At 36.6% G+C, this 25,679-nt stretch carries 21 protein-coding genes and 1 other annotated feature; of the genes, 8 read left to right on the top strand and 13 right to left on the bottom strand.

All coding sequences use genetic code 11. The features are described 5' to 3' along the window. Positions 1–187: 187 nt before the first annotated feature. The 5 genes from AAIB49_RS13490 to refZ all read right to left on the bottom strand — a co-directional run bounded on the left by AAIB49_RS13490 (position 188) and on the right by refZ (position 5,900). Complete coding sequence (locus AAIB49_RS13490) at positions 188–397, bottom strand: alpha/beta-type small acid-soluble spore protein (protein ID WP_211742594.1); 210 nt, start codon at positions 395–397, stop codon at positions 188–190. Between the two features lie 93 nt (positions 398–490). Then, positions 491–1,693 carry a tRNA uracil 4-sulfurtransferase ThiI gene (thiI, locus tag AAIB49_RS13485; RefSeq protein WP_343458326.1) on the bottom strand — a complete coding sequence of 401 codons (1,203 nt, stop codon included), beginning with the start codon at positions 1,691–1,693 and terminating at the stop codon, positions 491–493. 6 nt (positions 1,694–1,699) lie between these two features. Beyond that, on the bottom strand, positions 1,700–2,839 hold the full coding sequence (locus AAIB49_RS13480) for a cysteine desulfurase family protein (RefSeq protein ID WP_339214290.1): 1,140 nt from the start codon (positions 2,837–2,839) through the stop codon (positions 1,700–1,702). A 207-nt stretch (positions 2,840–3,046) separates the two neighbouring features. Beyond that, entirely contained in the window at positions 3,047–4,732 is a 1,686-nt protein-coding gene (ezrA, locus tag AAIB49_RS13475) for a septation ring formation regulator EzrA (protein WP_339214288.1), read from the bottom strand. A gap of 559 nt (positions 4,733–5,291) precedes the next feature. Continuing rightward, positions 5,292–5,900 carry a forespore capture DNA-binding protein RefZ gene (gene refZ / locus AAIB49_RS13470; protein WP_339214286.1) on the bottom strand — a complete coding sequence of 203 codons (609 nt, stop codon included), beginning with the start codon at positions 5,898–5,900 and terminating at the stop codon, positions 5,292–5,294. A gap of 120 nt (positions 5,901–6,020) precedes the next feature. Here refZ and AAIB49_RS13465 point away from each other — a divergent pair, with 120 nt between their 5' ends. Continuing rightward, a complete protein-coding gene (locus AAIB49_RS13465; RefSeq protein WP_339214284.1) occupies positions 6,021–6,500 on the top strand; it encodes a GAF domain-containing protein in 480 nt (159 codons plus the stop codon). A gap of 254 nt (positions 6,501–6,754) precedes the next feature. Here the strand turns inward: AAIB49_RS13465 and AAIB49_RS13460 are convergent, their stop codons facing one another. Further along, positions 6,755–8,662, bottom strand: a complete 1,908-nt coding sequence (locus AAIB49_RS13460) for a sensor domain-containing diguanylate cyclase (protein ID WP_343458324.1) — start codon at positions 8,660–8,662, stop codon at positions 6,755–6,757. 331 nt (positions 8,663–8,993) lie between these two features. On the opposite strand from AAIB49_RS13460, the gene rpsD reads away from it, so the two are divergent. After that, positions 8,994–9,596 carry a 30S ribosomal protein S4 gene (rpsD, locus tag AAIB49_RS13455; protein WP_186871335.1) on the top strand — a complete coding sequence of 201 codons (603 nt, stop codon included), beginning with the start codon at positions 8,994–8,996 and terminating at the stop codon, positions 9,594–9,596. A 174-nt stretch (positions 9,597–9,770) separates the two neighbouring features. Further along, complete coding sequence (locus AAIB49_RS13450) at positions 9,771–10,313, top strand: DUF6241 domain-containing protein (RefSeq protein WP_339214278.1); 543 nt, start codon at positions 9,771–9,773, stop codon at positions 10,311–10,313. Between the two features lie 142 nt (positions 10,314–10,455). Here AAIB49_RS13450 and tyrS read toward each other — a convergent pair whose 3' ends face one another. Beyond that, positions 10,456–11,730, bottom strand: coding sequence for a tyrosine--tRNA ligase (tyrS, locus tag AAIB49_RS13445; RefSeq protein WP_339214277.1), 1,275 nt, complete (start codon positions 11,728–11,730; stop codon positions 10,456–10,458). A gap of 58 nt (positions 11,731–11,788) precedes the next feature. Continuing rightward, positions 11,789–12,005: a binding site (T-box leader), on the bottom strand. Between the two features lie 120 nt (positions 12,006–12,125). On the opposite strand from tyrS, the gene AAIB49_RS13440 reads away from it, so the two are divergent. The 4 genes from AAIB49_RS13440 to AAIB49_RS13425 all read left to right on the top strand — a co-directional run bounded on the left by AAIB49_RS13440 (position 12,126) and on the right by AAIB49_RS13425 (position 17,821). Continuing rightward, positions 12,126–15,128, top strand: a complete 3,003-nt coding sequence (locus tag AAIB49_RS13440) for a transglycosylase domain-containing protein (protein WP_343458323.1) — start codon at positions 12,126–12,128, stop codon at positions 15,126–15,128. Between the two features lie 235 nt (positions 15,129–15,363). After that, positions 15,364–16,017 (top strand): GNAT family N-acetyltransferase, encoded by a 654-nt coding sequence (locus tag AAIB49_RS13435; RefSeq protein ID WP_339214275.1) that lies wholly within the window; start codon positions 15,364–15,366, stop codon positions 16,015–16,017. After that, on the top strand, positions 16,017–16,670 hold the full coding sequence (locus AAIB49_RS13430; protein ID WP_343458322.1) for an acetoin utilization AcuB family protein: 654 nt from the start codon (positions 16,017–16,019) through the stop codon (positions 16,668–16,670). Before AAIB49_RS13435 ends, AAIB49_RS13430 begins: the two co-directional genes overlap by 1 nt. Further along, positions 16,667–17,821: an acetoin utilization protein AcuC gene (locus AAIB49_RS13425; protein ID WP_343458321.1), complete on the top strand. Its 1,155-nt coding sequence runs from the start codon at positions 16,667–16,669 to the stop codon at positions 17,819–17,821. The genes AAIB49_RS13430 and AAIB49_RS13425 overlap by 4 nt, the downstream gene beginning before the upstream one ends. 229 nt (positions 17,822–18,050) lie before the next feature. On the opposite strand, the gene motS is transcribed toward AAIB49_RS13425, so the two are convergent. The 4 genes from motS to AAIB49_RS13405 form a co-directional block, all read right to left on the bottom strand. Beyond that, positions 18,051–18,830: a flagellar motor protein MotS gene (gene motS / locus AAIB49_RS13420; RefSeq protein ID WP_343458320.1), complete on the bottom strand. Its 780-nt coding sequence runs from the start codon at positions 18,828–18,830 to the stop codon at positions 18,051–18,053. Continuing rightward, complete coding sequence (motP, locus tag AAIB49_RS13415) at positions 18,820–19,644, bottom strand: flagellar motor protein MotP (RefSeq protein ID WP_343458319.1); 825 nt, start codon at positions 19,642–19,644, stop codon at positions 18,820–18,822. Before motP ends, motS begins: the two co-directional genes overlap by 11 nt. 59 nt (positions 19,645–19,703) lie before the next feature. Continuing rightward, positions 19,704–20,699, bottom strand: coding sequence for a catabolite control protein A (gene ccpA / locus AAIB49_RS13410; RefSeq protein ID WP_343458318.1), 996 nt, complete (start codon positions 20,697–20,699; stop codon positions 19,704–19,706). Positions 20,700–21,004: 305 nt separating this feature from the next. After that, positions 21,005–22,081, bottom strand: coding sequence for a bifunctional 3-deoxy-7-phosphoheptulonate synthase/chorismate mutase (locus tag AAIB49_RS13405; RefSeq protein WP_343458317.1), 1,077 nt, complete (start codon positions 22,079–22,081; stop codon positions 21,005–21,007). A gap of 170 nt (positions 22,082–22,251) precedes the next feature. Here AAIB49_RS13405 and AAIB49_RS13400 point away from each other — a divergent pair, with 170 nt between their 5' ends. Continuing rightward, positions 22,252–24,384, top strand: a complete 2,133-nt coding sequence (locus AAIB49_RS13400; protein ID WP_343458316.1) for a cell division protein FtsA — start codon at positions 22,252–22,254, stop codon at positions 24,382–24,384. Positions 24,385–24,611: 227 nt separating this feature from the next. Here AAIB49_RS13400 and AAIB49_RS13395 read toward each other — a convergent pair whose 3' ends face one another. Further along, a complete protein-coding gene (locus AAIB49_RS13395) occupies positions 24,612–24,989 on the bottom strand; it encodes a YtxH domain-containing protein (RefSeq protein WP_339214264.1) in 378 nt (125 codons plus the stop codon). Between the two features lie 16 nt (positions 24,990–25,005). After that, positions 25,006–25,407 carry a DUF948 domain-containing protein gene (locus AAIB49_RS13390; RefSeq protein ID WP_339217937.1) on the bottom strand — a complete coding sequence of 134 codons (402 nt, stop codon included), beginning with the start codon at positions 25,405–25,407 and terminating at the stop codon, positions 25,006–25,008. Between the last annotated feature and the right edge of the window lie 272 nt (positions 25,408–25,679).

Below are 25,679 nucleotides of genomic sequence, written 5' to 3'. Positions count from 1 at the left end.
AGATTTGCCGCTGACTTCCTTCAGATTCTAGGTCACCCTAGACACCCTTGTCTTAAGCTAATCACTACTACTGCCTTCGTGATTCAGGACTTCAACCCTAGAGAATGTGTGCATGCCTGGCACACTATAAAGAGGACCATCCTCGGGTAGAGAATGGTCCTCAGCCATTTAAACTATTTAATTAGTATTAACCGTTAAATCCACCAAACTGTTGTTCAGCCATTTGAACAAGACGTTTTGTAATTTCTCCACCAACAGAACCGTTAGCACGAGAAGTTGTATCAGCACCAAGTTGAACACCAAATTCTTGAGCAATCTCATACTTCATTTGTTCTAGCGCTTGTTCAGCACCAGGTACAAGTAATTGGTTAGAATTGTTGCTATTGTTGTTTGCCATGGTATTTCACCTCCTTGGTACACTTATAATGTGCGTATTAGAGGTGAAACATTCATATTATTAATTGGTAAGTGTTGCTAAATACACTTCTGGTTAAAATAAACCTTCAAACGCATCCTCTGCTTTTTTCTTATCGGTAATTCTGACGACTTCTATACCATCAATTGCTTCTTGAATTAATTCCTCATAATCAAACTTAGATTCAAAATAGTTCACGCGATCACGTTTAGGTTTTGTTTTCGGTGCTTTCGGTACAAAGATAGTACAGCAATCCTCGTAAGGTCTTATCGAGATATCAAAGGTATCAATGTTTTTGGAAATCTCGATAATTTCATCCTTATCCATCGTAATTAACGGTCTAATAATCGGATAATTCGTAACCTCATTAATCGTATTCATACTAGTCATGGTTTGACTTGCTACTTGACCTAAATTTTCACCCGTTGTCATGGAAAGGATACCTTCCTTTTGAGACACTCTTTCACTAATGCGTAACATCATCCTTCTCATTACCGTCATGCCGTATCCATCAGGTGTTTCTTGGAATATTTTTTGTTGAAGCTTCGTAAACGGAACGATATGGATTTTAATACTTGGACCAAAGCTTGCTAATTTTTCTGTTAAATCCAATACCTTTTGCTTTGCTCGTTCACTTGTAAATGGTGGCGAATGGAAATGAATTGCTTCAATCTCAACACCACGCTTCATCGCAAGATAGCCTGCAACTGGACTGTCAATTCCTCCGGATAACAGTAATAGCGTCTTACCAGAGGTTCCTACTGGAAGTCCCCCTGCACCTCGTACAACACTTGATGTAATGTAAGTAGCTTCTTGGCGTATTTCTACTTTCACTTCTACATCTGGGTTGTGTACATCTACCGTATATGAATCGGTATGGCTTAAGAGATGTCCGCCTAAGATTTGATTCAATTCTTGAGATCGTACTGGAAATCCTTTATTAATACGTTTTACAGTAACTTTAAATTTTTTCACTTCTACTGCATTTGTCAACGCATATAAAGCAGCTTCTTTGATGCTTTCCAATTCATTTTCTACTTTTATCGCTAAACTTAGGCTATGAATTCCGAAGATATGCTTAACCTTCTCCATAATTGGTTGTGGATCTTCTCCATTTAATAGGATAAACATTCTCCCTTGAGTTCTCTTCACTTTTACTTCCGGATAATCCATTAATTTATGACGAATGTTTTGTTGTAGTTTTTCTACAAATAGTTTACGGTTCTTACCTTTTAACGCTAGTTCTCCGTAGCGAATTAATATATGATCAAATTCCATTATTATCTACTCCATTACTTCTTTTAGTTGGGTTATTGCTTCTTTCAGTTTATGAATAAACGTTTTTATTTCGTCCATTGTATTGTCATAGGAAAGACTAACACGCAATGCCGATTTTGCCCTATCTTGCGAGAATCCACACGCCTTTACAATTCTACTTTCATCTAAATCTTTAGAGGAACATGCAGATTTTGTTGAAATAAATATTCCTTGCTTTCCTAAAGTATGAATCATTACCTCAGGTTTTAATCCCGGAATAGAAAAGTTCAGGATATGTGGTGCTGCTTGCTCAGAAGAATTAATAACAACCTCCTTTATTTCTCCTAATTCCTGACGTAAATAAAGGTTTAATTGGATTAATTTCTCCGATTCCTTCACTTGTCTTTCTTTAATCAGACGTAGTGCTTTTACAAACGCCACTGCACCAGCTAGATTTTCTGTACCAGAGCGCACTTTTAACTCTTGGTCTCCACCGTGGAATAAAGGAAATAGCTTTACACCTCTACGTTTATAAAGGATACCAGTGCCTTTAAGTCCATGGATTTTATGTCCTGACATCGTACACAAGTCAATGCCACTATTAGAAAGGGTAATCGGTACCTTCCCTAAGCCCTGAACATGATCCACATGAAAGAAGAGCTTTGGATGGTTTTTAGCAATTTCACCAATTTCTTTTATTGGTTGAATGGAACCAATTTCGTTATTAACATGCATAATACTAATTAAAATGGTATCCGGTTGAATGGCACGTTTTACATCTTCAACAGACACAACTCCAGCTTCATTTACAGGTAAATAGGTTATTTGAAATCCTAGCGTTTCTAAACTTTTACATGCCTCATAGACAGAAGGATGTTCAATTTCAGTGGTAATGATATGCTTACCTCGTCCTTGATGCTGTAATGCTATTCCCTTAATAGCAGTATTATTCCCTTCTGTACCACCTGATGTGAAGATAATTTCATCCTCATAAACGTTTAGAAGATTCGCAGCTTGTTCCTTCGATTTTAGTAGAAGTTTCTCCGTCTCTCCACCAAGGATATGGATAGAAGAAGGATTTGCAAAGTAACTGGTTGATACCTGTTGAAAACTTTGTAACACTTCTGGATGTGGTTTCGTGGTTGCACTATTATCTAGATATATCATGAAAAATCCTCCTTTTATCACTTTTTATTGCAACAAATGAGAGCTGCTTATAACAATTCATTTCGTATTTAATCCCAAAATATCATTATAGAAAAACTTCCGATAACGTGAAAGTTTTTAATCTTAACTTCATATTAAACACAAAACGGAAGGCTGTCTTTAGGAAATCTCTTTCCATAAAGCAGCCTCACTGACCATTCTTATTTTTTATATTAATTGATGTTCTTCAATTCGCTTTAATGCACCAGGCTCCACTTCTTCAAGTGCTTTAGCAGCCTGTTCCAATGCTACTTCATATTCATAACTTCTAAATAAATTCTCTGCTTCTAATAGCTTCGCAGCAAGCAATGGATATTTACTTCTGTAACGGTTAGCATATTGTATAACTTGTTCAGTTAAACGTGCTTGATCTACCATGACTTCCGTTTGCTCTACCAATAAATCCACTGCTGCTTTAGCTGCCGTTAACGAGCGCTGTACTTCAGCAATATCTAAAGGACTTTTCTCCAATGCTTTTAATACATGATTACTTTTCTCTAAAGCTTCGTCCATTGAATTCCAAATAAAATTTGGTACTCCAGGAATATTACTCTTTTTAATCTTGCGGTTCGTCTCATTAATTTGTTCACGGATATCAGCTAATTTTTCTTTCGCTTCTATCTCGTCTTTCCTCATGTTATAAATACTCGCTTTAAAATCTTGATGCTTTTCATAAAGCTCTTCTAACTGATTAAATCCAGTTTCCAGCTGTGTTCGCAGTTCTGAATGAGGCATATCATCCTCTTCTAGACCTTCTACAACTTCATCGAATATTTTTTGCAGCTGTCCAATACTCTTTTCCAATGATAGGTATTTTTCCATATCTTGATCATCAAAATAATACGTTTGCTTCAATAAGTCAACCTCTGATTTCGTTTCTTCAAATGATGCCGCAATTTCTTCTACTGACTTTTGGTAGCTTGGAACTTGGGTTTCCATATAATTCTTGGCAATTGCTTCTTTCTCCAACAATTGATACATTTCCTGAATACGATCTTCAACCTCTTTCATTAAGGTTCTCGCTTCTGTTGATGTTCCCTTTTCTAGAGCGATAACACAATCTAAAAGCCTCTGTTGGTACCCTTGTAATTCATTTTCAAAGCCTAGATGTTCAATGCGGAATCCTTCTTCTTTCATCTCTTTAATTCCAGCATATAAATCATCTATTTGGGCAGGAATATCCTGTTTACATGCTCGATATATTTCTGGAAACTCTTCCATTTCGACTGTAAGTAAATCTAGACGTTCTTTTAGGGAGTCTACTAATTCTTTCGCTTCAGTGTAATTCCCTAAATCTACTAATTCATGGTATTGATTTAGCATCTCCGCTAGTTCGTCAATCTCTACTTCAAAACGTAATTCCGCTTTTCCATATTGGAATCTATTCTGTGCAATTTTCTTACGTAACTGTTTAATTGCCGGTTGAATATTTTCCACTTCTTTACGACTTGTTTCTTCTGATTCAACTAATGCATCTAATTCAATGAGAATTTTATCAATATCTTTTTCAATTGTTTGTAAGCTCTGCTCCGTTTTTCGCAGAATCTTCTTTGCGTTCGAGAAACGGAATCGGTCCGCGGCCTCTTCAGCATCAAATAAATATTCTTCAATATCCGGAAGCGATTTTGAAAGTATATAATCCCATCGTTCCTTCCAAGATTCGAATCGGTCTTGCGTCTCACCAGATAGATTTAGCGCTTTAATTCTTGTTAACTGCGCAGATACATTTCTGTTCATGACATCTAGCTTCCAACCCTCTAGGCGGTCAACTAAATCATAAATTCTCTTTCTCATAATAAGGCTTATAATAATTAGTGCGATTATGACAAGTACAATTCCAATAATATATTCCATAGTAAAGCCCCCTAAAAAATCCCAAGAAGAAATTCCTTTATATAAAAATGATTCTCTTATCATGTAAAGCTATTTTTCTATAATCATTATAATACCATGTATCCGCGATTTTTGGCTAAAAAAATCAATTAAAAAAGTGATTTTTTGTCAGATTATGAAAGTAGTTATATAATTCCTTCAAATTTTCAGGTACACTAGAATGAAAAAAAAGGCTGGGACAAAAGGATGAATCTTAAAGTAAAAACCGTATGATGAGCAAGGATCCCGCTCCGGAAATATACTTGCGGTTGCTTCCAGCACAGGGGCGACATCTGCTCGATAAAACCATCGCAGTGTCTACCTTGCACTTTATCACAGCATAAGTCGACATCTGCTCGAGAGAACCTCGCAGTGTCTTCTTTACCGCCGGGCGGCTGCCTTAGCCTCCTCGTGCTACTTCTTTAGGAGTCTCAACCTTGCCCTTCCTCCCACAGGAGTCTACGTATATTTCGGAGCTAGTATCGTGTATCATTCGGTTTTATATTCAATTCTTTTGCTATGTCCCAACCTCTTTCCTTTCTTATTGGGTTATATAATCAATCCATTGATGAATGGTCTGAACATATTTGGTAACAAATAAGGAATGCGAGTAATCCCCTACGACCTGACTCCGCCATTCATTATGTAAAACATAAGGTGTGACAAGCATACCTTTTAATTGCATCAGTAAAAATTGCCGATCTAATTTTTGTTTATCTACGTTACCGCCTTTAACTACAGCGGTGAATGCATTTCCAATAATAAAATTTTCTTTCGCTAAGTAGGTAACAACCATTTCACGAACAAATACAGAATCCATGGATAATTCACGATGTATAAAGCAGGATAATTGTAGGTTACTATGTTTATATTGTATAATTTTATGTATTAATTTTTTCAATTTTTCATTAGGGGTATCATCACTTGATTCTTCAAGAGTTGCTTCAATGATTGCTAAATATTCTTCGTAATAACGTGAGACAGCATACTCTAATAATCCCTGCTTTCCTTTAAAGTAATAACTTATAGAGGAAACATTAACAGAGGCTTTTTCTGCGATGTCACGAACAGAAGTACCATGGAATCCTTTTTGATAAAAAAGTGAAGAAGCAGCCTCAACTACTTTTCTTTTAGTAGGGGAATCTTTCATTGAACCCAACTCCTTTCGTAATCATTTAGATTCATATATTATTAATACGACAGAAATATAAATTATCCTGCTTCATTCATCAGGATTAATTATAACTATTTTTTGGGAGGATGTTTATCTATGTTTCAATCGAGTTTATATTCTGGTGATAAAGTAAAAGATTATGAACTATTAATTAAGCAGTTATCAGCGTTAGTAGATGGTGAAACAGATGTTATTGCTAATTTATCCAATGCCTCTGCCTTATTAAATCAATTTCTTGATGAAACCAATTGGGTGGGGTTCTATTTATGGAAAGATGACGAGCTTGTTTTAGGACCATTCCAAGGATTACCAGCTTGCATTCGTATTGGTTATGGAAAAGGTGTATGTGGTACTGCTGTTAAAGAACGTAAAACACAACGAATTGAAGATGTTCATCAATTCCCTGGACACATTGCGTGTGACAGTGCCAGTCAATCAGAAATTGTTGTTCCTATTATAAAAGATGGTGAAATATTCGGTGTCCTTGATATTGATAGCCCGATTTTAAATCGCTTTGATGAAACGGATCAAGAATACTTGGAGAAATTTGTTGCCGAATTAACGAAATATCTTTAGGTTTCATACAATAATTTATTCGTCCATATCGGTTCGAAAGACGCCCCGCGTAACAAAAGCAATAAAAAGAAGACATCGCACAGGAAGTACCTCGCGCGTGTCTTCTTTTTGTTTTATCTAATACATGTAAGAGAACGATATTTAACTTCGATCTGTAGAAAGCATACGGCGCTAACCTTTTTTTCTTAATTAGAAGTCAGCTAAATGATTTCTCAATGCGAAGCTTAATTCTAATAATCCAAGTCATTACAAAACTAAGCGTGTAGATTATCTTTTTCCTGTTCATCTATGCTATATTTCACGACACAGTTTTTTCCATAGTTTTTGGCGTCATAGAGAGCCTTATCTGTTCGAATAAAAAAGTTCTTAGCCGAGTCATCAGATGCTTTTGTCCAAGAAGAAACACCTGCCGATAACGTTACTCTTGGTTCTGTAAAGCTTTCTACTTGGGTATTTATTTTCCTAGCTAGTTGAACTCCCTCATTTAATTCCGTATTAGGTAGATAAACAGCAAGTTCTTCTCCACCCCATCTAGCTGCAACATCTCTGTCCGCAATATTGGACTTTATAATAGTTGCTACCTGCTTTATTACTTCATCGCCAATATAGTGACCATATGTATCATTAACTTGTTTAAAATTATCAATATCAAATAAAATTAATGTCCCCAGTTCCCCACTTTTCATATGCTGTATTATTTTTTCATCCAAGTAATTTCGTGAATTTAGCTGGGTTAAGTAATCTGTTGAAGCTGCCTCTTGTAATTGTTCTTTTAGAATAGTGTTAACAAAGGCTAATGTAGAGTGACGAATGATGGATTGTAATAGTTTAAACTCGTCAAATGAAAATGCATACGAATCGTGATGAAGTACGATAACAACACCATTTACCTCACCGGCATTAATCATCGGTAAAGCCATTACAGAGTGATAAGGAAAATAAGTATCCTTCGATGTAAATTCTCCTGAAAAAATGGCTTCTTTACGTTTTAGTATATCGGAAACGAACGTACGCATTACCATACGACCTTCCAATGTCTCAAAAAATGAGGTACTACCATCAATTGCCTCAAAATGATGTGCCATTTCCTGCTTTTTATAGATGAATCCTATTTCGGAAGGTTTACAGATTTTTATGATCTGATCTCTTACAAGCCTCGTTATTTCCGTTAAATCTAAGTTTGAGTTTAATCGTTGAGTTAAGTCATTAATCAATTGCAAATCGGATACAAGATGCTTCGAATTTTGGTATAAAATGGTATTTTCGATAGCTTTTCCTGCTGTGTTAGCAAACTTCCTAATAAACGCAATCTCCTCTTCTGGAAAGTCTATTATCATCGGGATAATAATTTGTAGTACACCATATACCCCTTGGTATCCCTTCAAAGGCGCATATATACACGTGTTTTTCTCCTGAATTAGGTTTTCTATTTGAATTTCCGCCTTTAAAAAGGCCTGAGAGCTAGCTAGTTTTGTTGAATCGTCACTGAATTCAATTGCCCTTATAGGTAAACCTAATGTCTCATCATGATCCTGCGCTAATAATAAGTAAAATGCATAGTCAGGATAAATACGACGGATGCTAGAGATAATTTCTGTATATATTTCTGTCTTATTATTTAAAACTAAAAATGTAGACGTAATATCATATAACGTTTGGTATTTTTCTTCATTTTGTTTTGATTGGATGACTTCATTTACAACTGTAAACGACCTTTCTAGCTCCACTTTGATCGTGATTAAAAGCTCATCCACTAACCCTTGTTTAGAATCTATACCTAGTACAATCATTCCAGCCGGACCACATGATGGCTGTATCGGAACAGCTATCGTAGTCTCTTCCGTTTTAGCGGATGAAAATACATTATCCTCCTCGGCAATTTCCATGAAGGTCTGATTCTGTATAATGGTATTCCAATACTTATTATGAGGATCTGCAATTTTATTTGAAAATGCTTCAACTGAATTATTCGTATGTGCTACTAATTGAAGCTGTTTGTGACTTTGATCATAGGTGTATATACCAATAAAATCTAAATCCAGTAATTTATATAAACTAGTGGATAGATTTTGATAGAAATTGTCCTTACCAGTAGGTGATACAGTAGTAAGTGAATTATAGTTAATTAATTTGATTTGTTCTTGTATAGAGCTAATATTCATCATAATCACCTATCAAAGGATTTTATTTATTGCTATTATATAATATATTGATTTAAATTTACCATTTTATCATATGAAATAGCACGTTATTCAACCTTTTTATTAAAAGAATCATTGACTTAGTTCCAAAAAAATTATATACTATTCTTTGTGTAAAATAATAAGGCAGCCTAAGTGAATCACCAATCTGTCCATTTTGTTCCTCATAACGAGGTGTATCGCGTAACTCTCAGCTGCTGGAGCGATGGTACATGAAAACATAATGGCGTTTGGCGCGATCACGGTTGGAATTTTATTTTATGCAAATAAAATAAAAAGGAGGAAATGTCCTATGGCACGATATACTGGTCCTGTATGGAAAAAATCACGTCGTCTTGGCATTTCATTAACTGGAACTGGCAAAGAGCTAGATAAACGCCCTTATGCTCCTGGGCAACACGGAGCTAACCAACGCAGAAAGCTTTCTGAGTATGGTCTTCAATTACAAGAAAAACAAAAACTACGCTTTATGTATGGATTGAACGAACGTCAATTCCGCACTCTATTCGATAAAGCTGGTAAAATGAAAGGTGTTCATGGTGAAAACTTCATGGTACTTCTTGAATCTCGCCTTGATAACCTTGTTTATCGTTTAGGTCTTGCACGTACTCGTAGACAAGCTCGTCAGCTTGTAAACCACGGTCACGTGACAGTTGATGGATCTCGCGTTGATATTCCATCTTACCTAGTAAAACCTGGTCAAACAATTGGTCTTCGCGAAAAATCAAGAAACCTTGATATCGTGAAAGAAGCAATCGAAGTAACAAACTTCGTACCAGAATATTTAACATTTGACGCTGACAAATTAGAAGGTACATTCAATCGTTTACCAGAACGCTCTGAATTACCATCTGAAATTAGCGAACAATTAATCGTAGAATTCTATTCTCGTTAATAACCTTAAAAACTCTGAGATTTAGTATCTTAACTAAATTTCAGGGTTTTTTTTATCGCTATAATCTCCCCTTATGCAAGTCCTCCCCTCCTTAGCGGATTACTTTTTTGAAAATTGAATATTTATTTTTAAGTGCTCCTGTAATAAACTAGGTAGTAGGAGGTTTTAAGTAGTATGAATAAATTGATAGTCTTTTTATGTATTGTTGCTATTTCCATTCTTGGATACTTTGGATTTTTAATTCTATCTGATGTGAAAGAGGCAAGCACTGACAAAAATGAAACAAATGTATCTGAATCCTTAGAAGACATTCGAGAATCGGTAGGTGGTACCATTACAGAAGAACAAGCAGCGTCCTATGAGGAACAAGGATTAAACCCATTTGGACAAAGAAAAACAGCAGATCAATTGACCGACGCTGACTATCAAGAATATATCCATGGAATGAGTCACCAAAAAGTAAAGGCTGAGCAAAAATGGGGCTTTTATCAAATAACGCCCGAGAGAATACAGTGGTTACTTGAAGGTCTTGATCAAACAGAACTTAAACACGAGGAAATCTATCGAACTATTTTAGAAAAATGGGCTAAAGGAGATTTCACAACAGCAGACGTTGACCATAATACAATTTGGGAATTACAAGGTGGAAATATAGGAAGGGCAACAGGAGTCCTAACTCCCGAAGAGGAAGAAGCCTATATCCGCAGCCATCAATAGCTCTATTTCTTACATAAATGAAAAAACCAAACTAATATCAAATCCATGAATTTGAATTAGTTTGGTTTTTTCTAGCTTATTAAAGGCATCATGTAGTCAATCTGGCAACATTCACTACCCAAATCTTGTTCATAACTTTTACTTAATTGTTATATTGAATCAAGAAGTACTTCTTCTTCCCTCTTCTAATAATCGTAAATTTCCCTTCAATTCGATCTGCTTCTGAAACAACATATTGAAGATCTTGTTGTCGTTCCCCATTAATATAGATAGCACCATTAGTAACATCTTCTCTAGCTTGTCGTTTAGATGATGAAATCTTAGCATTCACCAATAAATCAACAATGCCTATATCTTCCTTATCTGTATGGAATGAAGGAACATCTTTAAAACCTTGTTCAATATCACTTGCAGAAAGTGATTTTAAATCTCCACTGAACAAGGAAGCTGTAATTTTCTGTGCTTGTTCAACCGCTTCTTGACTATGAACCATTCTAGTCATTTCTTCAGCTAATCGCTTTTGAGCTATTCGGTTTTCTGGATGATTTTCTACTTCTTGCTCTAGCTCATGTAGCTCCTCTTCATTCAAGAACGTAAAGTAGCGTAAGAACTTCATTACATCGCGGTCATCCGTATTGATCCAGAACTGATAGAACTCATATGGACTCGTCTTTTCTGGGTCTAACCAAATCGCACCACCAGCAGTTTTTCCAAATTTAGTTCCATCTGCCTTGGTAATTAGTGGTACTGTAAGACCAAATACCTTCACTTCATCTTCTTCATTCTCTCTTGCTCGACGGATTAATTCCATACCAGCTGTAATATTACCCCATTGGTCACTTCCACCAATTTGCAATGTACAATTTTCTCGTGTATATAATTGTTGGAAATCTAAAGATTGTAAAATCATATAACTAAATTCTGTAAAGGAAATCCCTTGTTCTATACGAGCAGAAACAGATTCCTTAGCAAGCATGTAATTTACACCAAAATGCTTACCCGCATCACGCAAGAAATCAATAACCGTCATGCTCCCCAACCATTCATGGTTATTTCTAACTACTACTTCATTCTCGTTCTGATCTACTTCAAGAATTTTAGATATTTGTTGTTTAATGCTTTCACTATAACCTTTTACTACTTCTTCCGTATTTAAAGAGCGCTCTGTTGAACGACCACTAGGATCACCAATCATTCCTGTACCGCCACCAACTAAAGCAATCGGTCTATGTCCCGCCTTTTGGAATCGTTTTAACATCACTAATGGTACAAGATGTCCGATGTGTAAGCTATCCGCAGTTGGATCAAAACCACAATATAATGTTACTTCATTTTCAGCTAAATGCTTTTCTAACCCTTCTCTATCGGTAACCTGATTAATTAACCCTCTTTTTTCTAATTCATCTAAAATATGCATCTTTACTCACACTCCAACTTTTTCTTTTAAAAAACAAAAAAACCCATTCCTTATGTAAATAAGGGACGAGTTAAACACGCGGTACCACCCTTGTTGCAGAATTCTGCCACTTTGGGGTTGTTAACGATGACTTTCACCGTCTTAATTTCACCTATTAGGTTCATTAAGATTGCTCCAGAATTGTAATTCGCATGCAAATATTTACTGGTTCCCACCAACCACCAGCTCTCTTGGAAAGGGATTTGCAATACTACTGTTTCCTTCATTGCTTTCAAATATAGTATTATACATATCATATAAAATATATTTCAAAAATGCAACGTTTTTTTAAATTACAGTACCTACTCTTTTTCTACTATGCTATAATAATGCTTGGAATAATAGGAGGTTTTATCGTGGATTTTAAACACTTTTTTCAAAATGTTGGAACCAAGGTAAAAACGGTTTGGAACACTGGAAAAATCCAACGTGTTTCCCGAATTACATATGATGTTATCTGGAATGTTATCTTATTTTTTATCATATTAGGGACCATTGGAATGTTTTTAGGTGCAGGAATCGGGTTTGGATATTTTGCTTCTCTTGTAAAAGACGAACCAATTAGATCATACGAAAGTATGGAAAAAGATATCTATGACTATGAAGAAACTTCCAAGCTGTATTTTGCAGGAGATATTTATATCGGTGATATTCAATCTGATCTTCACCGTGAAGAAACAAAACTAGAAAATATATCCCCTACTTTAATAGAGGCTGTCTTGGCTACAGAAGATGAATTCTTCTATGAGCATAATGGGGTTGTACCAAAGGCCATCATTCGGGCCTTAGTCCAAGAGTTTACCAACTCTAATATGAAATCTGGTGGTAGTACATTAACACAACAATTAATTAAAAACCAGATTTTAACAAATGAAGTATCGTTTGATAGAAAAGCAAAAGAAATATTACTAGCTATGCGGTTAGAACAGTTCTTTAGTAAAGATGAGATATTAGAGGCTTACTTAAATATTATCCCTTATGGGCGCAGTGCTAATGGTAGGAATATCGCAGGTGTTCAAACTGCTGCAAGGGAACTCTTTGGTGTCGATGCAGACGAGGTAAACTTACCACAAGCTGCATTTCTTGCCGGCCTCCCACAAGGTCCTTCTTATTACACACCATATAAAAGTGGTGGCGGATTAAAGGATGAGGAAGGGCTAGCTCCTGGAGTTAATCGTATGAAAGTCGTGCTTAGTCGAATGTATGAATCAGGGAAAATAACAGACAAGGAATATCAAGAAGCACTAAAGTATGATATTACAAAAGACTTTGTAACAGAATCAGAATCACCACTTGATAAATACCCACATTTGACGATTGAATTAGAAGAAAGAGCTAGTGAAATCTTAACCTATGTGTTAGCTGAAAAGGATGGCTACTCGAAGGAAGATTTAGATGAGGATCATGAGCTTAAAGAAGAATATGCCATTTTAGCCAATCGAGACTTACGTAGAAATGGCTATAATATCCATTCGACGATTGATAAGGATATCTATGATGCTTGGCAAGAAGTTGCTAAGAACTTTAAATATTATGGACCTGATTCAACAAAGCAGGTTGTCGATCCTAGTACAGGTGAAGTAATTGAACGCCAACGAGTAGAGGCAGCTGCGGAATTAATCGAAAATTCAACTGGTAGAATCATTAGTTTTCTTGGTGGACGTGGCTATAGCTATGATAACCAATTAAATTATGCTACTAGAGCAAAGAGATCAAATGGAAGTACAATGAAGCCATTATTAGTGTATGCTCCAGCTATGGAAAAAGGAATCATTCAGCCAGGTACACCGATTGCAGACGTTGAAACATCATGGGGTAGTTGGACTCCACAGAACTTCGACAATAGCTATCATGGTATTTTACCGGTTCGGAATCATTTAATGAATTCCTATAATGTTCCTGCTATAAAAGTCTATACACAAATAATGAATGATAATCCAGTTGAGCAATATCTTCGCAAAATGGGTATTACATCTATCGGTGATGATGAATATGCACACCAAGCCCTTGCTATTGGGGGGACATCAACTGGTATAACAATCGAAGAAAACACAAATGCATATGTTACATTTGCAAATGGTGGTAACTTTGTCGATGCGTATATGATTGAGAAAATTACTACGCAAGATGGAGAGGTTGTTTACGAGCATAAGAGTGAACCTGTCGAAGTATTTTCTCCTCAGACGAGTTATTTAACACTTGATATGATGAGAGATGTTGTGAAGCAAGGATCAGCTTCCTATCTTCCAGGCCAGTTAAAGTATAAAAATGTTGATTGGGCAGGTAAAACTGGTACATCACAACATACACATGATGTCCATTTCGTTGGATCAAATCCAAACGTTACAATGGGTGCATGGCTAGGATACAGAATTGGCCAATCTCTAGTATGTGATAGCTGTGAGCTACACCATACCAATCGTAATCTAAAATTATGGGCAGAGCTGATTAATGCAGCTTCTGATATAAATCCTGATTTAATAGCACCTTCACAGAAGTTTCAACGACCAGATGGCATCGTTTCTCGTAGCTATTGTGCCACTTCCGGAATGCTTCCATCTGATCTATGTAATGAGGCTGGACTTGTTTCAAGTGATCTATTTAATGCTAAATTTGTTCCAACAAAAGTAGATGATAGTTTAAGTCGAGGATCTTATGTGTTAGTGGATGGGAAAGCCGTACTGGCAGGACCAAATACACCGAAAGAATTCATTCAAGACGATGGACTATCATTTAATCCTGAATGGCTAATTCGAAATCAATACGATAAGTTAAGAGATATTAGGCAGTTATTCCCTTCCATTCGAAGAGAAGCATGGGAGAAAATAACTATACCAAATATCAAAGGGTTTAACTCTACGATAAATGATGATGGGGTTGCTCCAAAAGCACCAAGTTCACTGAAAAACAGTGGAAGGAACTTAACATGGAATGCTTCTTCTAGTAAGGATGTAGTGGGATACCGCATCTTTCGTGCTAATGAACCTGGTGAATCATTCAAGCTAATCGGTAGCTCAATCGAAACGAAATTCACCCTGCCCAGTGGTACAGGTGTCTATCACGTTAAAGCAGTAGATTACTTTGGACTGGAATCCAAAGCTTCTGATGAAATAATAATAGGTGATTTCGAGGAACCTGAAGAACTTGATAAACCTAACAAACCAAATAACAAAGATAATAAGGATAAAGATAAGCCAAAAGATCCAAAACCAAATACACCTAAAGACCCGGTAGAACCGAATCCTCGTGATGAAGAAGAACCTGTAGACGGTGGCGGAGATAATACCGAACCAAATCCAAATAATCCTGAAGATCCCGGAGAGGAAGAACCTCCAGGTGATGGTGAGAACGAAGGTTAACCCTTCAACTCAAGCTTGTAGAGAGTACGTGACTTTTCTCTACAAGCTTTTTTTCATGTAGATTAATCACGTAAGATAAACTACAAATACAGTCCCTTTCCAGGTAACGTATAACACAGATATTCCCCACTAAAAGAAAACCTGCCCCTTCTTCTTTTTTGTTCAAGAAAAGACTAAAAATTACAACGATAATCCTGTATAATATAATGTAACAAGATAATTCGGTGGTGAAAACATGGAGCATATCAAAACGTATAACAAAATAGAACATCAAGTAAAAGATAAGTTACTCATTATTGAAGGACCTATCTCCTCATCAGAGTTAGCTAGGTACGAATTTCATCCAGATTTAAATTCCTTTCGCCCGGCACCTAACCAATTGCAAGCACTGATGGGTATTGCTGATTTACCTGATGGCCGAATTATCATTGCTAGAGAACAGAATACCATTATTGGTTATGTAACCTACCTTTACCCAGACCCCTTAGAAAGATGGTCAACCTTTCAAATGACTAATTTGATTGAACTAGGGGCTATAGAAGTAATTCCAGACTATCGAGGGGGGAAAGTTGCTTCTAATCTCCTCCATGTTTCCATGTTGGATCCTTTTATGGAACATTATATTGTTATTTCGACGGAATATTATTGGCACTGGGATTTAAAAGGAACCAATTTAAGCATTTGGGAATATCGCAAAGTAATGGAAAAAATGATGGCTTCTGGTGGGCTACTACCTGCTCCAACAGATGACCCAGAAATCATTTCACACCCAGCGAATTGTTTAATGGTACGGATTGGTTCGAAAGTCGATGAAGCATCTATCAACCAATTTGAAAAGCTTAGATTTCTAAAACGATACCAATTACGTAGTTTTAGGGAGGGTCTGTAATGCATGTTGAGGAAATAATGAATCGTAATGTTGTGACTTTAAGCCCAACCGATTCCATTGCTAAAGCACACGAATTATTAGTAGAATACAAAATTAGACATATTCCAATTGTGGACAAAGACAATTTGGTTGTTGGAATAGTATCGGATCGAGATGTGCGAGACGCAAGTCCATCTATCTTTACCTCCGCTGATTCCAATCGTGATGTCTTAGAGAAAGAAATCTCTTCTATTATGTCAAGCCCTGTCTTAACCGCACATCCATTAGATTTTGTTGAAGAGGTAGCTAGAATTTTTTATGACCGAGAAATTGCATGTCTACCTGTTGTTCATCACGACAAGCTTGTTGGTGTGATTACGGAGAAGGACTTGCTTTATACGTTAATTCAGCTAACCGGAACCCATGTTCAAGGTTCCCAAATAGAAGTGAAAGTTCCACATAAACCAGGTATATTACCTGAGGTTGCATCTATTTTTGGAAAACGTCATGTGAACATTTCTTCTGTATTAGTTTATCCATATAGAAATGACCCTGATTATAAAATATTAGTCTTTCGTGTTCAAACAATGAATCCATTACCTATTATTAGAGATTTACGTGATGCAGGATATGAATTGATGTGGCCAAATAACATTCCGGAGCCTAGACTATGAGTCCAAACATAAAATTTGTTTTTGATCATTCACTTTTAAACTATCACTTCCACGACGACCACCCTTTCAACCAGAAACGAGTAGTACTTACAAAAGATTTACTAGAAAAATCTGGCCAACTATCAGACATTCATATCATCAAACCCCGAGAAGCAGAAGATGATGAAATTCTGTTACTTCATGAACCAGCATATATTCGGGCTGTAAAATCAGCTATGACTTTATCTAAAGATGATTTAAATCGGTTTGGACTAGGTACAGAGGATACTCCTGTCTTCCCAAACATGCATAAAGCTGCTTCTCAAATAGTAGGAGCAACACTCACTGCAGTGGATGCTGTATTAAAGGACGGTGCTACTAGAGCAGTGAATTTTGCAGGTGGACTTCATCATGGTTTTAAACGGAGAGCATCAGGATTTTGTATTTACAATGATGCGGCAATCGCTATTCAATACATTAGGCAGCACTTTCATTTAAAGGTATTATATATCGATACTGATGCCCATCATGGTGATGGCGTACAAGAGGCATTTTATGATGACCCTAATGTTTGTACCTTTTCTATCCATGAGACAGGAAGATATCTTTTCCCTGGCACTGGAAAGGTCACAGATCGAGGTATTAAAGAAGGACATGGATACAGCTTCAATTTACCAATAGATGCATTCACCCAAGATGAGTCTTATATCGAGAGCTATGAGACCGCTATATGGGAAATAGCCGAATTCTTTAAACCAGATATTATCATTACCCAAAATGGTGCAGATTCCCATTTCTATGATCCATTAACACATTTATGTAGTTCAATGACTACCTTTGAAAAAATTCCAGAAGTTGCATTACAAATCAGTAATACGTATTGTAATGGAAGGTGGATTGCATTAGGCGGTGGTGGTTATGATATATGGCGGGTAGTCCCAAGAGCATGGGCACAAATCTGGAATGTGATGAAGGATGAAAAACCGCTAAAAGGACTTCTCCCCCCTTCATGGATTAAGGAGTGGCAAACAGAATCACCAGTAACTTTACCTACAACATGGCACGATAAAACGGAAGAAATCCCAACGATTCCTCGTAAAAAAGAAATTGAAGAGAAAAATAGATCTAACCTAGATTACTTATTAAAATATACAAAAGTAAAAAGAGGATAAGACATAAAAAGAAATGGAATAGGAAAAGAAAACGATAAGAGATGAATACATTGACCCTGCTTCAGGAATAATTCCACATCGAGCCATTACCCAAGTAAATCACACCGTAGATACCAGCATTCTCATCCTGGGGGCTCTACTTGTGGAGTCTACAAATGTACTCAACGCACAACTCTATTAATCGTTTCTTATTTCAACCATACCATTACTTCTTACTGTCTTATCCTCTTTAACTCTCTGTATAAGATTCTTCCAAAATAACTATTTCAACTCTTCTATTTTTGCTTCGATTACTAGCACTATCATTTGGGACAAGAGGTTTTGTGTCACTATAACCAGCAATGGAGAACCTGTCTTCATCCAAATTGTTCTCCTCTACTAATAGCCTAACTACACTACTGGCACGTGCTCCAGATAGCTCCCAGTTCGATGGGTATCGGTAACTAGACATTGGTACATCATCTGTATGTCCTTCTACCTTAATATCATTATTGATTTGTGATAGTAAATTCCCTACCTTTGTTAAGAAGGGTTGTGCTGATGGGAGAATATCAGCTTCTCCGGAATCAAATAAAATACTATCCTGTAGCACTAATTCTACTCCACGTTCAGAACGATTAGCGGATATTACATGGTTTAGACTATGCTCGTCCAAATATGCTTCTACTTCGTCCATCAAATTACTTAGAGAATCCTCAGCTGTATCGGAATCTGGTTTGGACTTTTTATCATCATTAACAGGCATATCAAACTCATTTGTAGTCTGACCCTTTTCTTCCGTGCTTGTGTTTTCCGTAGGATTATCCATTGGTACAGGAGATGGAAAGAAATCAAAAATCATCCGATTCTTAAACGATTCAGAAATCGCTTCGAATTTAACAGCGTCAATCTGAGACATAGAGAATAGTAAGATGAAAAAAACTAATATTAAAGTGACCATATCGGAGTACGTTACCATCCATTTCGGTGCACCCTTTTTTACGTTTTTTCTTCCTTCTCTACGCTTCATTTAGGCCATCCCCCACATACGAAGACCCTTCTTCGATTGCATCCTTGTCCTTCGTATCATCTGATAAAAAGGCTCCTAGCTTCTCTTCGAGGATTCGAGGATTCTGACCTGATTGAACACCAATAACACCTTCAATGATAATTTGCTTGATAAAAACCTCTTCCTCTGTTTTACTCTCAAGCTTGCTTGCCATCGGTATAAATACAAGGTTAGCAAGCACCGTTCCATATAAGGTAGTTAAAAGAGCAACTGCCATACTAGGACCGAGAGTAGCGGGATCTGTCAAATTATTTAACATCAGCACTAAGCCAATTAATGTTCCAATCATTCCCCATGCTGGTGCATATTCCCCGCATTTTTCAATAATCATTCTTCCACGATAATGACGTTCCTCCATTGCCGTAATCTCCGCATTCATAATATCATGAATGACTTCTGGTTCGATACCGTCAACGGCTAAGAGAATTCCCTTTTTGATAAATGGATCATCCACGTCTTCTAATTCATTTTCTAAAGCTAATATTCCCTCGCGTCTTGCGCGTTCAGAAAGTCGAATAAATAGATTAATTAATTCAGGAAGCTTTTGTTCATTTTGATGAAAGGATTCTTTCACTACTCTTCCTGTTAATTTAATTTGGTCCATTTTAAAGTTAATTAATAATGAACCTACTACCCCACCTAATACGATTAGAATGGAAGAAATATCGAGGAATGATACAAACCCTTCTGCACCTGCATTCGATAGTATCGCCGCCATAATCATAATAAAGCCTATGGTAATGCCGATTGGAGTTAATAGATCTCTTTTTCTCATATTCCCTCTCCCCAAACTTCTGCTTCATAAACGCTATATCTTATATATCGACATTTAGATTACTTTGTTGAGTTTCTTTCGACAAGACGATGTGGTAATACTACCTTTTTCTCTTCTACTTCTTCTTTGTTCATATATTTAGTCAATAGACGCATCGCTACAGCACCAATATCATACATTGGCTGCACAACAGTAGACAAGGTAGGGCGAACCATATTAGCTAATTTGGTATTATCAAAACCAAAGACTTCTAAGTCCTCTGGAACACGATATCCTAAATCTTGTGCACCATGGATTGCACCAAGAGCAATAGCATCTGAAGCTGCAAATACGGCAGTAGGCTTTTGTGCTAAGCTCATAAATTGCTCAACTGCTTTGATTCCAGATTCGTACGTATAATCACCATTTACGACATAATCTGCCACAGGCTCAATCGATGCTTCTTTTAAAGCACGTAAATAGCCTTGATATTTTAACTGATTAATGGTCTCTTCTTCATTACCATTAATAAACGCCAAACGTTTATTTCCTTTATCAATTAAATTTTTTGCTGCTTCATATGCAGCAACTTCATAATCAATATTGACTGAAGGAGTAGCTTCTGTACCATCATAGGTAGCAGCTAATACTACTGGAACGGAAGCAGTTGAAAATTGCTGGATATGCTCTTGTGTTATATTTCCACCCATAAAGATAATTCCATCTACTTGCTTTTCAAGCATTGTATTAATTAATTGAAGCTCTTTATCCTTATTTTGATCAGAATTACTTAAGATAATATTGTATTTATACATTGTCGCGATATCTTCAATTCCTCGCGCTAACTCTGCAAAAAATATACTAGAAATATCCGGAATAATCGCACCTACAGTAGTGGTCTTCTTACTAGCTAGCCCACGTGCGACTGCATTCGGACGATAGCCCAATCGCTCTATCGTTGCCAATACCTTCTTTCTAGTTGTTGGTTTTACATTCGGGTTACCATTTACAACACGGGAAACGGTTGCCATGGAAACATTTGCCTCTCTTGCTACATCATATATTGTAACTGTCATTTTATAACCTCCTATTTCCGTTCCATTCGACATGAAATATTCTATTAACAATCATACTCTACCGCGATAAAAAACACAAAAAATTTAACAGCAGCTTAACCAGCCGTTACTTAGCATAGAGACTGGCTAAGCTATAAGAAATAGAGACATATCCCTTTTACCTGAGGTATGTCGACATAAGTTGCTGATGTTGCATGTCAACTCCTCTCCTGCTTAGTCGATATGAACTATATTAAAGGGGAAAGAGCCATGCTGGTACTTATGAAACAATAAAGAGAGCTTGACCCCAATTGAATCAAACTCTTCTAGCCAATAGATGAAGTGTATTTAGATAACTCTTGTAAGAAGTTTTCAAACATCTCAATATCCATTTGCTGTCTAGAATCAGATAGTGCAACTGCAGGGTCGGGGTGAACCTCTGCCATAATACCATCCGCTCCAATCGCTAAAGCTGCCTTTGCAGTTGGTATTAATAAATCCCTTCTACCTGTTGAGTGTGTCACGTCAACCATTACAGGTAAATGTGTCTCTTGCTTTAATATCGGTACTGCAGATATATCTAATGTATTTCTAGTCGCTGTTTCATACGTGCGTATTCCTCGTTCACATAGAATAATATTTCCATTTCCTCGAGAAATTATATACTCTGCTGCATTGATAAATTCTGAAATTGTTGCGGACAATCCTCGCTTTAATAAGACTGGCTTATCAACCTCTCCTGCCGCCTTCAGTAATTCAAAATTTTGCATGTTTCTTGCCCCAATTTGAATTACATCAACATAATGAAGAGCAGTTTCAATATGAGCGGGATTGACGATTTCACTAACTACTGCTAGATCAAATTCATCTGCCACCTGTCTAAGAATTTTCAGCCCCTCAAGCCCTAACCCTTGAAAATCATATGGGGAAGTTCTTGGCTTAAATGCTCCACCCCGAAACAGTTTAATGCCATTCGCTTTAACAGCCTTTGCGACTTCTCTCACTTGATCATAGCTTTCTACTGCGCAAGGACCCATAACGTAATGAGTCGATCCATCACCAACTTTTTCTCCTTTAATGTCGATGACGGTATTCTCTGGCTTACGCTTTCGAGAAACTAACAATTCTTTACGATGATCATCCTCAATTAACTCTAATCCAGCCTTAAATATTTCTTTAAAAATATGTTCAATGGTTGAATTATCAAATGGACCATTATTATGTTGAATTAAATGATCTAACATTTCTCTTTCTCTTACAGGATCAAAACGCTTCATCCCTTGATTATTTTTGATATGACCAATTTGCTTTACAATAGCTGCTCGCAAATTCACAAGTTCAAGTATTTGTAAGTTTACATCATCAAGTCGATGCCTTAATTGGTCTAGTTCATTATGTTTCATGTATATGCCTCCTGAAAGGAAAACTACAATTAGAATAGATGCTTCTACTTAATGTGACCCAATTATAGCTAATAATTTTCTCTTTGTCATCTTAAAGTTTATAATAATAGTAGATTTAGTAAGAATGACGATGGTATATCGATAGCTTTCACTTTAGGGGGATTTACATAATGAAGGAAGATTACATATTTGCCTTAGATATAGGTACTCGTTCCGTTACTGGAATAATTCTAGAAAAAAACGACTCTACGTATACACTAGTTGATTATTGTATGAAAGAACACAAGGTTCGATCGATGTTGGATGGGCAAATCCATCATGTGGAAGAAGTAGCTAACGTCATTAATGAAGTGAAGATAACGTTAGAGGCTTCCCATGGACCATTACGAAAAGTTTGTGTAGCTGCAGCTGGTAGATCACTTAAAACGATCACATCCTCTGCTATACTGGAACTAAATCAACAACCAATTACGGAGCATGATACGATCAAGCACTTAGAATTAAGTGCAGTGCATGCTGCACAACAAAAGATCTCTTCTGATGAAACTGGTCATGATTTTTCTAACTATTATTGTGTAGGTTATTCCGTGCTCCATTACAAAATTGATGAGGAACGAATTGGTTCCCTAATAGATCAAATTGGTAACCATGCATCAGTAGAAATTATTGCAACATTTTTACCTAGAGTAGTGGTCGAATCTTTACTTTCAGCACTGAATCGTGTGAATTTAGAAATGGATGCTTTAACACTAGAACCTATTGCCGCAATTCAAGTGTTAATACCTGAATCCATGAGACGTTTAAATGTCGCTTTAGTAGATATAGGGGCAGGTACTAGTGATATTGCCATCACCAATACCGGTACGGTCGTTGCCTATGGCATGGTACCTATTGCTGGAGATGAGATTACAGAAGCGGTAAGTGATACATATTTATTAGATTTTCCATTGGCTGAAGTAACGAAACGACAAATAGTAACAGAGGGTAGTGCTACTGTAGCAGATATATTAGGATTTGAAACTACGATAACCTATGAGAATTTGGTAGCTGATATTGACAATAACATTGATCGATTAGCATCTGCCATTGCCGAGGAAATATTGCAATTAAATGGAGCACAGCCTAAGGCCGTTATGTTAGTAGGAGGCGGTAGTCAAACTCCAGACCTCACTACCCGGCTGGCAAATAAACTTCAGTTACCAGCAAATCGAGTAGCTATACGAGATATTGATGCGATCCAAGTGTTAAATAAAACGGATAATCTTCCAAAAGGACCCGATTTTGTTACACCAATTGGAATTGCTATAGCAGCCAAACAAAATCCGATTCATTATATTTCACTGAAGGTGAACGAGCAAACCATTAGAATGTTTGAATTGAAGCAATTAACTATTGGAGACTGTTTAGTCCAAGCAGGGATAGAAATCAATAAACTATACGGTAAACCAGGAATGGCATCGATTATTTCACTAAACGGCAAACAAATTACATTACCAGGAGAATTTGGAGGGGCACCGACTATCCTGTTAAATAATGAACCAGCAACGGTAGATAGCTTCGTACAGAATGGTGATACAATTGACATTACGAAAGGAGCAGATGGCAACCAGCCGATTGTCAAATTACAGGAGCTTGTTGGTGATTTACCACCAGTCAAAATTAAATATAATGATGCGACTTTTGAATTGAAATCTACCTACTATGTCAATAACTCACATCAAACAAAGGATTACATAATTCAAGACCGTGATACTATTGAAATACGTACACCGAGGACGATTAAAGACTTTTTCACTATGGTTAGTACCGAAAAACTCCCTGAAGAAAAAGAATTTATTCTGTATGTAAACAAGCAAAAAATTAATTTAGGTGTCGCGGAAAATCAGATCTTAATCAATGAGAAGCCTGCTACACTTCACAGTAAGCTAAAAGAGAATGATCATTTAACAGTTATACCAAAAACGATTCCTACCGTTAACACATTACTTCAAGCGATGCAAAAGGATTATTACGTTGAAATAACGGTTTTGTTTAATCAGCAAACGGTTACCCTTACTCAGCCACAACTTATAATCAAACGGGCTAAGCAACGATTGGATTTAGATGACGAACTTTATCCAAATGACCAGATTTCCATTGAAGAAAAGAACACCGAACCGTTTATATTCCAAGATGTTTTTCGTTATGTAGATATTGATTTATCTAATGCAAATGGAAATTTCGTATTAACGAAAAATGATCAGCCTACTACTTTTTATGAACAAATTATAGCTGGGGATAGATTGGCTATTGTTTGGGGATAAATCAAGAAAAGCCGAACTCATTCCATTCTTTAATCAAATGGGAATGAGTTCGGCCTTTTCATTCTATATAATTATGTCTCGCGCCTATATCCTTCTAAACTTAACTAATTAGCACTATACTTCATAGGTAATGCCGTTCGATTACAAGATCCTCTTCACATGTATTTCTTTAAATAATAAAAATCGAGTAGGGTTTATCATTACCCTTTGTTGTAGATCACTTCTATTTATTGATTTTGCTCTACAGCATTACTTTCAGAAGTATCTTCTTTCACGCTCTTCTCTGTTTTACGTAAATCCTGTATTTTGTTTTGCACATTAGAAGTTATTTCTTGTGTTTTTTGTTTTAATTCTGAGCCTTTTTCAGTCGCCAATTCTTTCCATTCTTGCCCTTTTGCTTGTGCTATATCTTTCCATTCCAAGCCTTTAGCTTGTGCAACATCTTTCCATTCGGTAGCACGCTCACGTACTTGTTGAGCCCCTTCATTTATATCCCCACGTAATTCTTTTCCAGACTTTGGAGCGAATAATAAAGCTAGACCAGCTCCTACTGCTGCACCAATTACTGCACCAACTACAAAATCTCTACCATTATTATCTGCCATCTAAATCTTCCTCCCTTTATTTTCTCTTTTTGATGAAATCAAATAGTGCGGCACCCCATGTTACGGCTTGTGATGCCTTATCTTGATTCTCTGCCATCGATCTAGAAATACTTGATGAAAATTGTTTTAAAGTTTGATTAAAATCTTGCACGGTTTCTCCAATTCCCTTTACTCCATCAAACAAACCATCTAGTTTAGCCGTTTTTTGGTTGACATCCTCTGCAAGTGCATTTGTTTTGTGTAATAATTCCGTTGTCTCGGTTGTAATACCTTGCATTTGCTTCTCAAGACCTTCAAGCGTACTTGCAACATTATTTAGTGTGCGTGTTGAAGCTTTTAGTGTCATTGCCAAATATACTACTAGCACTGCAAAAGCAACTGCAGCAATAAGAGCAGCAATATATAATAGTACTTCCATCTGATAACCATCCCTTCCATGTATAATTGCCAATATGCATGTGCTTGTACATATTAAGAGATTCCCTCATTTTTCGACATTTAAACATTGGCATTATATCTTTAGCTCTATCTTAGTATATCTCCATTATAGGCTTTTCTATCATAAAATTCGACTGATTTGTAGCAGATAATTCTAATAGATGTATTATTTTCCTATCAAAAGCAAATGGAACGGGGACTTAATACTATCTTTCACCTTGATTTTGTCTAAAAAAAAAGAGCCTGGGACAA

The sequence above is a fragment of the Ornithinibacillus proteolyticus genome (assembly GCF_039581225.1).
In the GTDB taxonomy this organism is placed as follows: domain Bacteria; phylum Bacillota; class Bacilli; order Bacillales; family Amphibacillaceae; genus Ornithinibacillus; species Ornithinibacillus massiliensis.
Note: the sequence above shows the minus strand (reverse complement) of the source record. Positions and strands in the feature narration are given on the sequence as shown.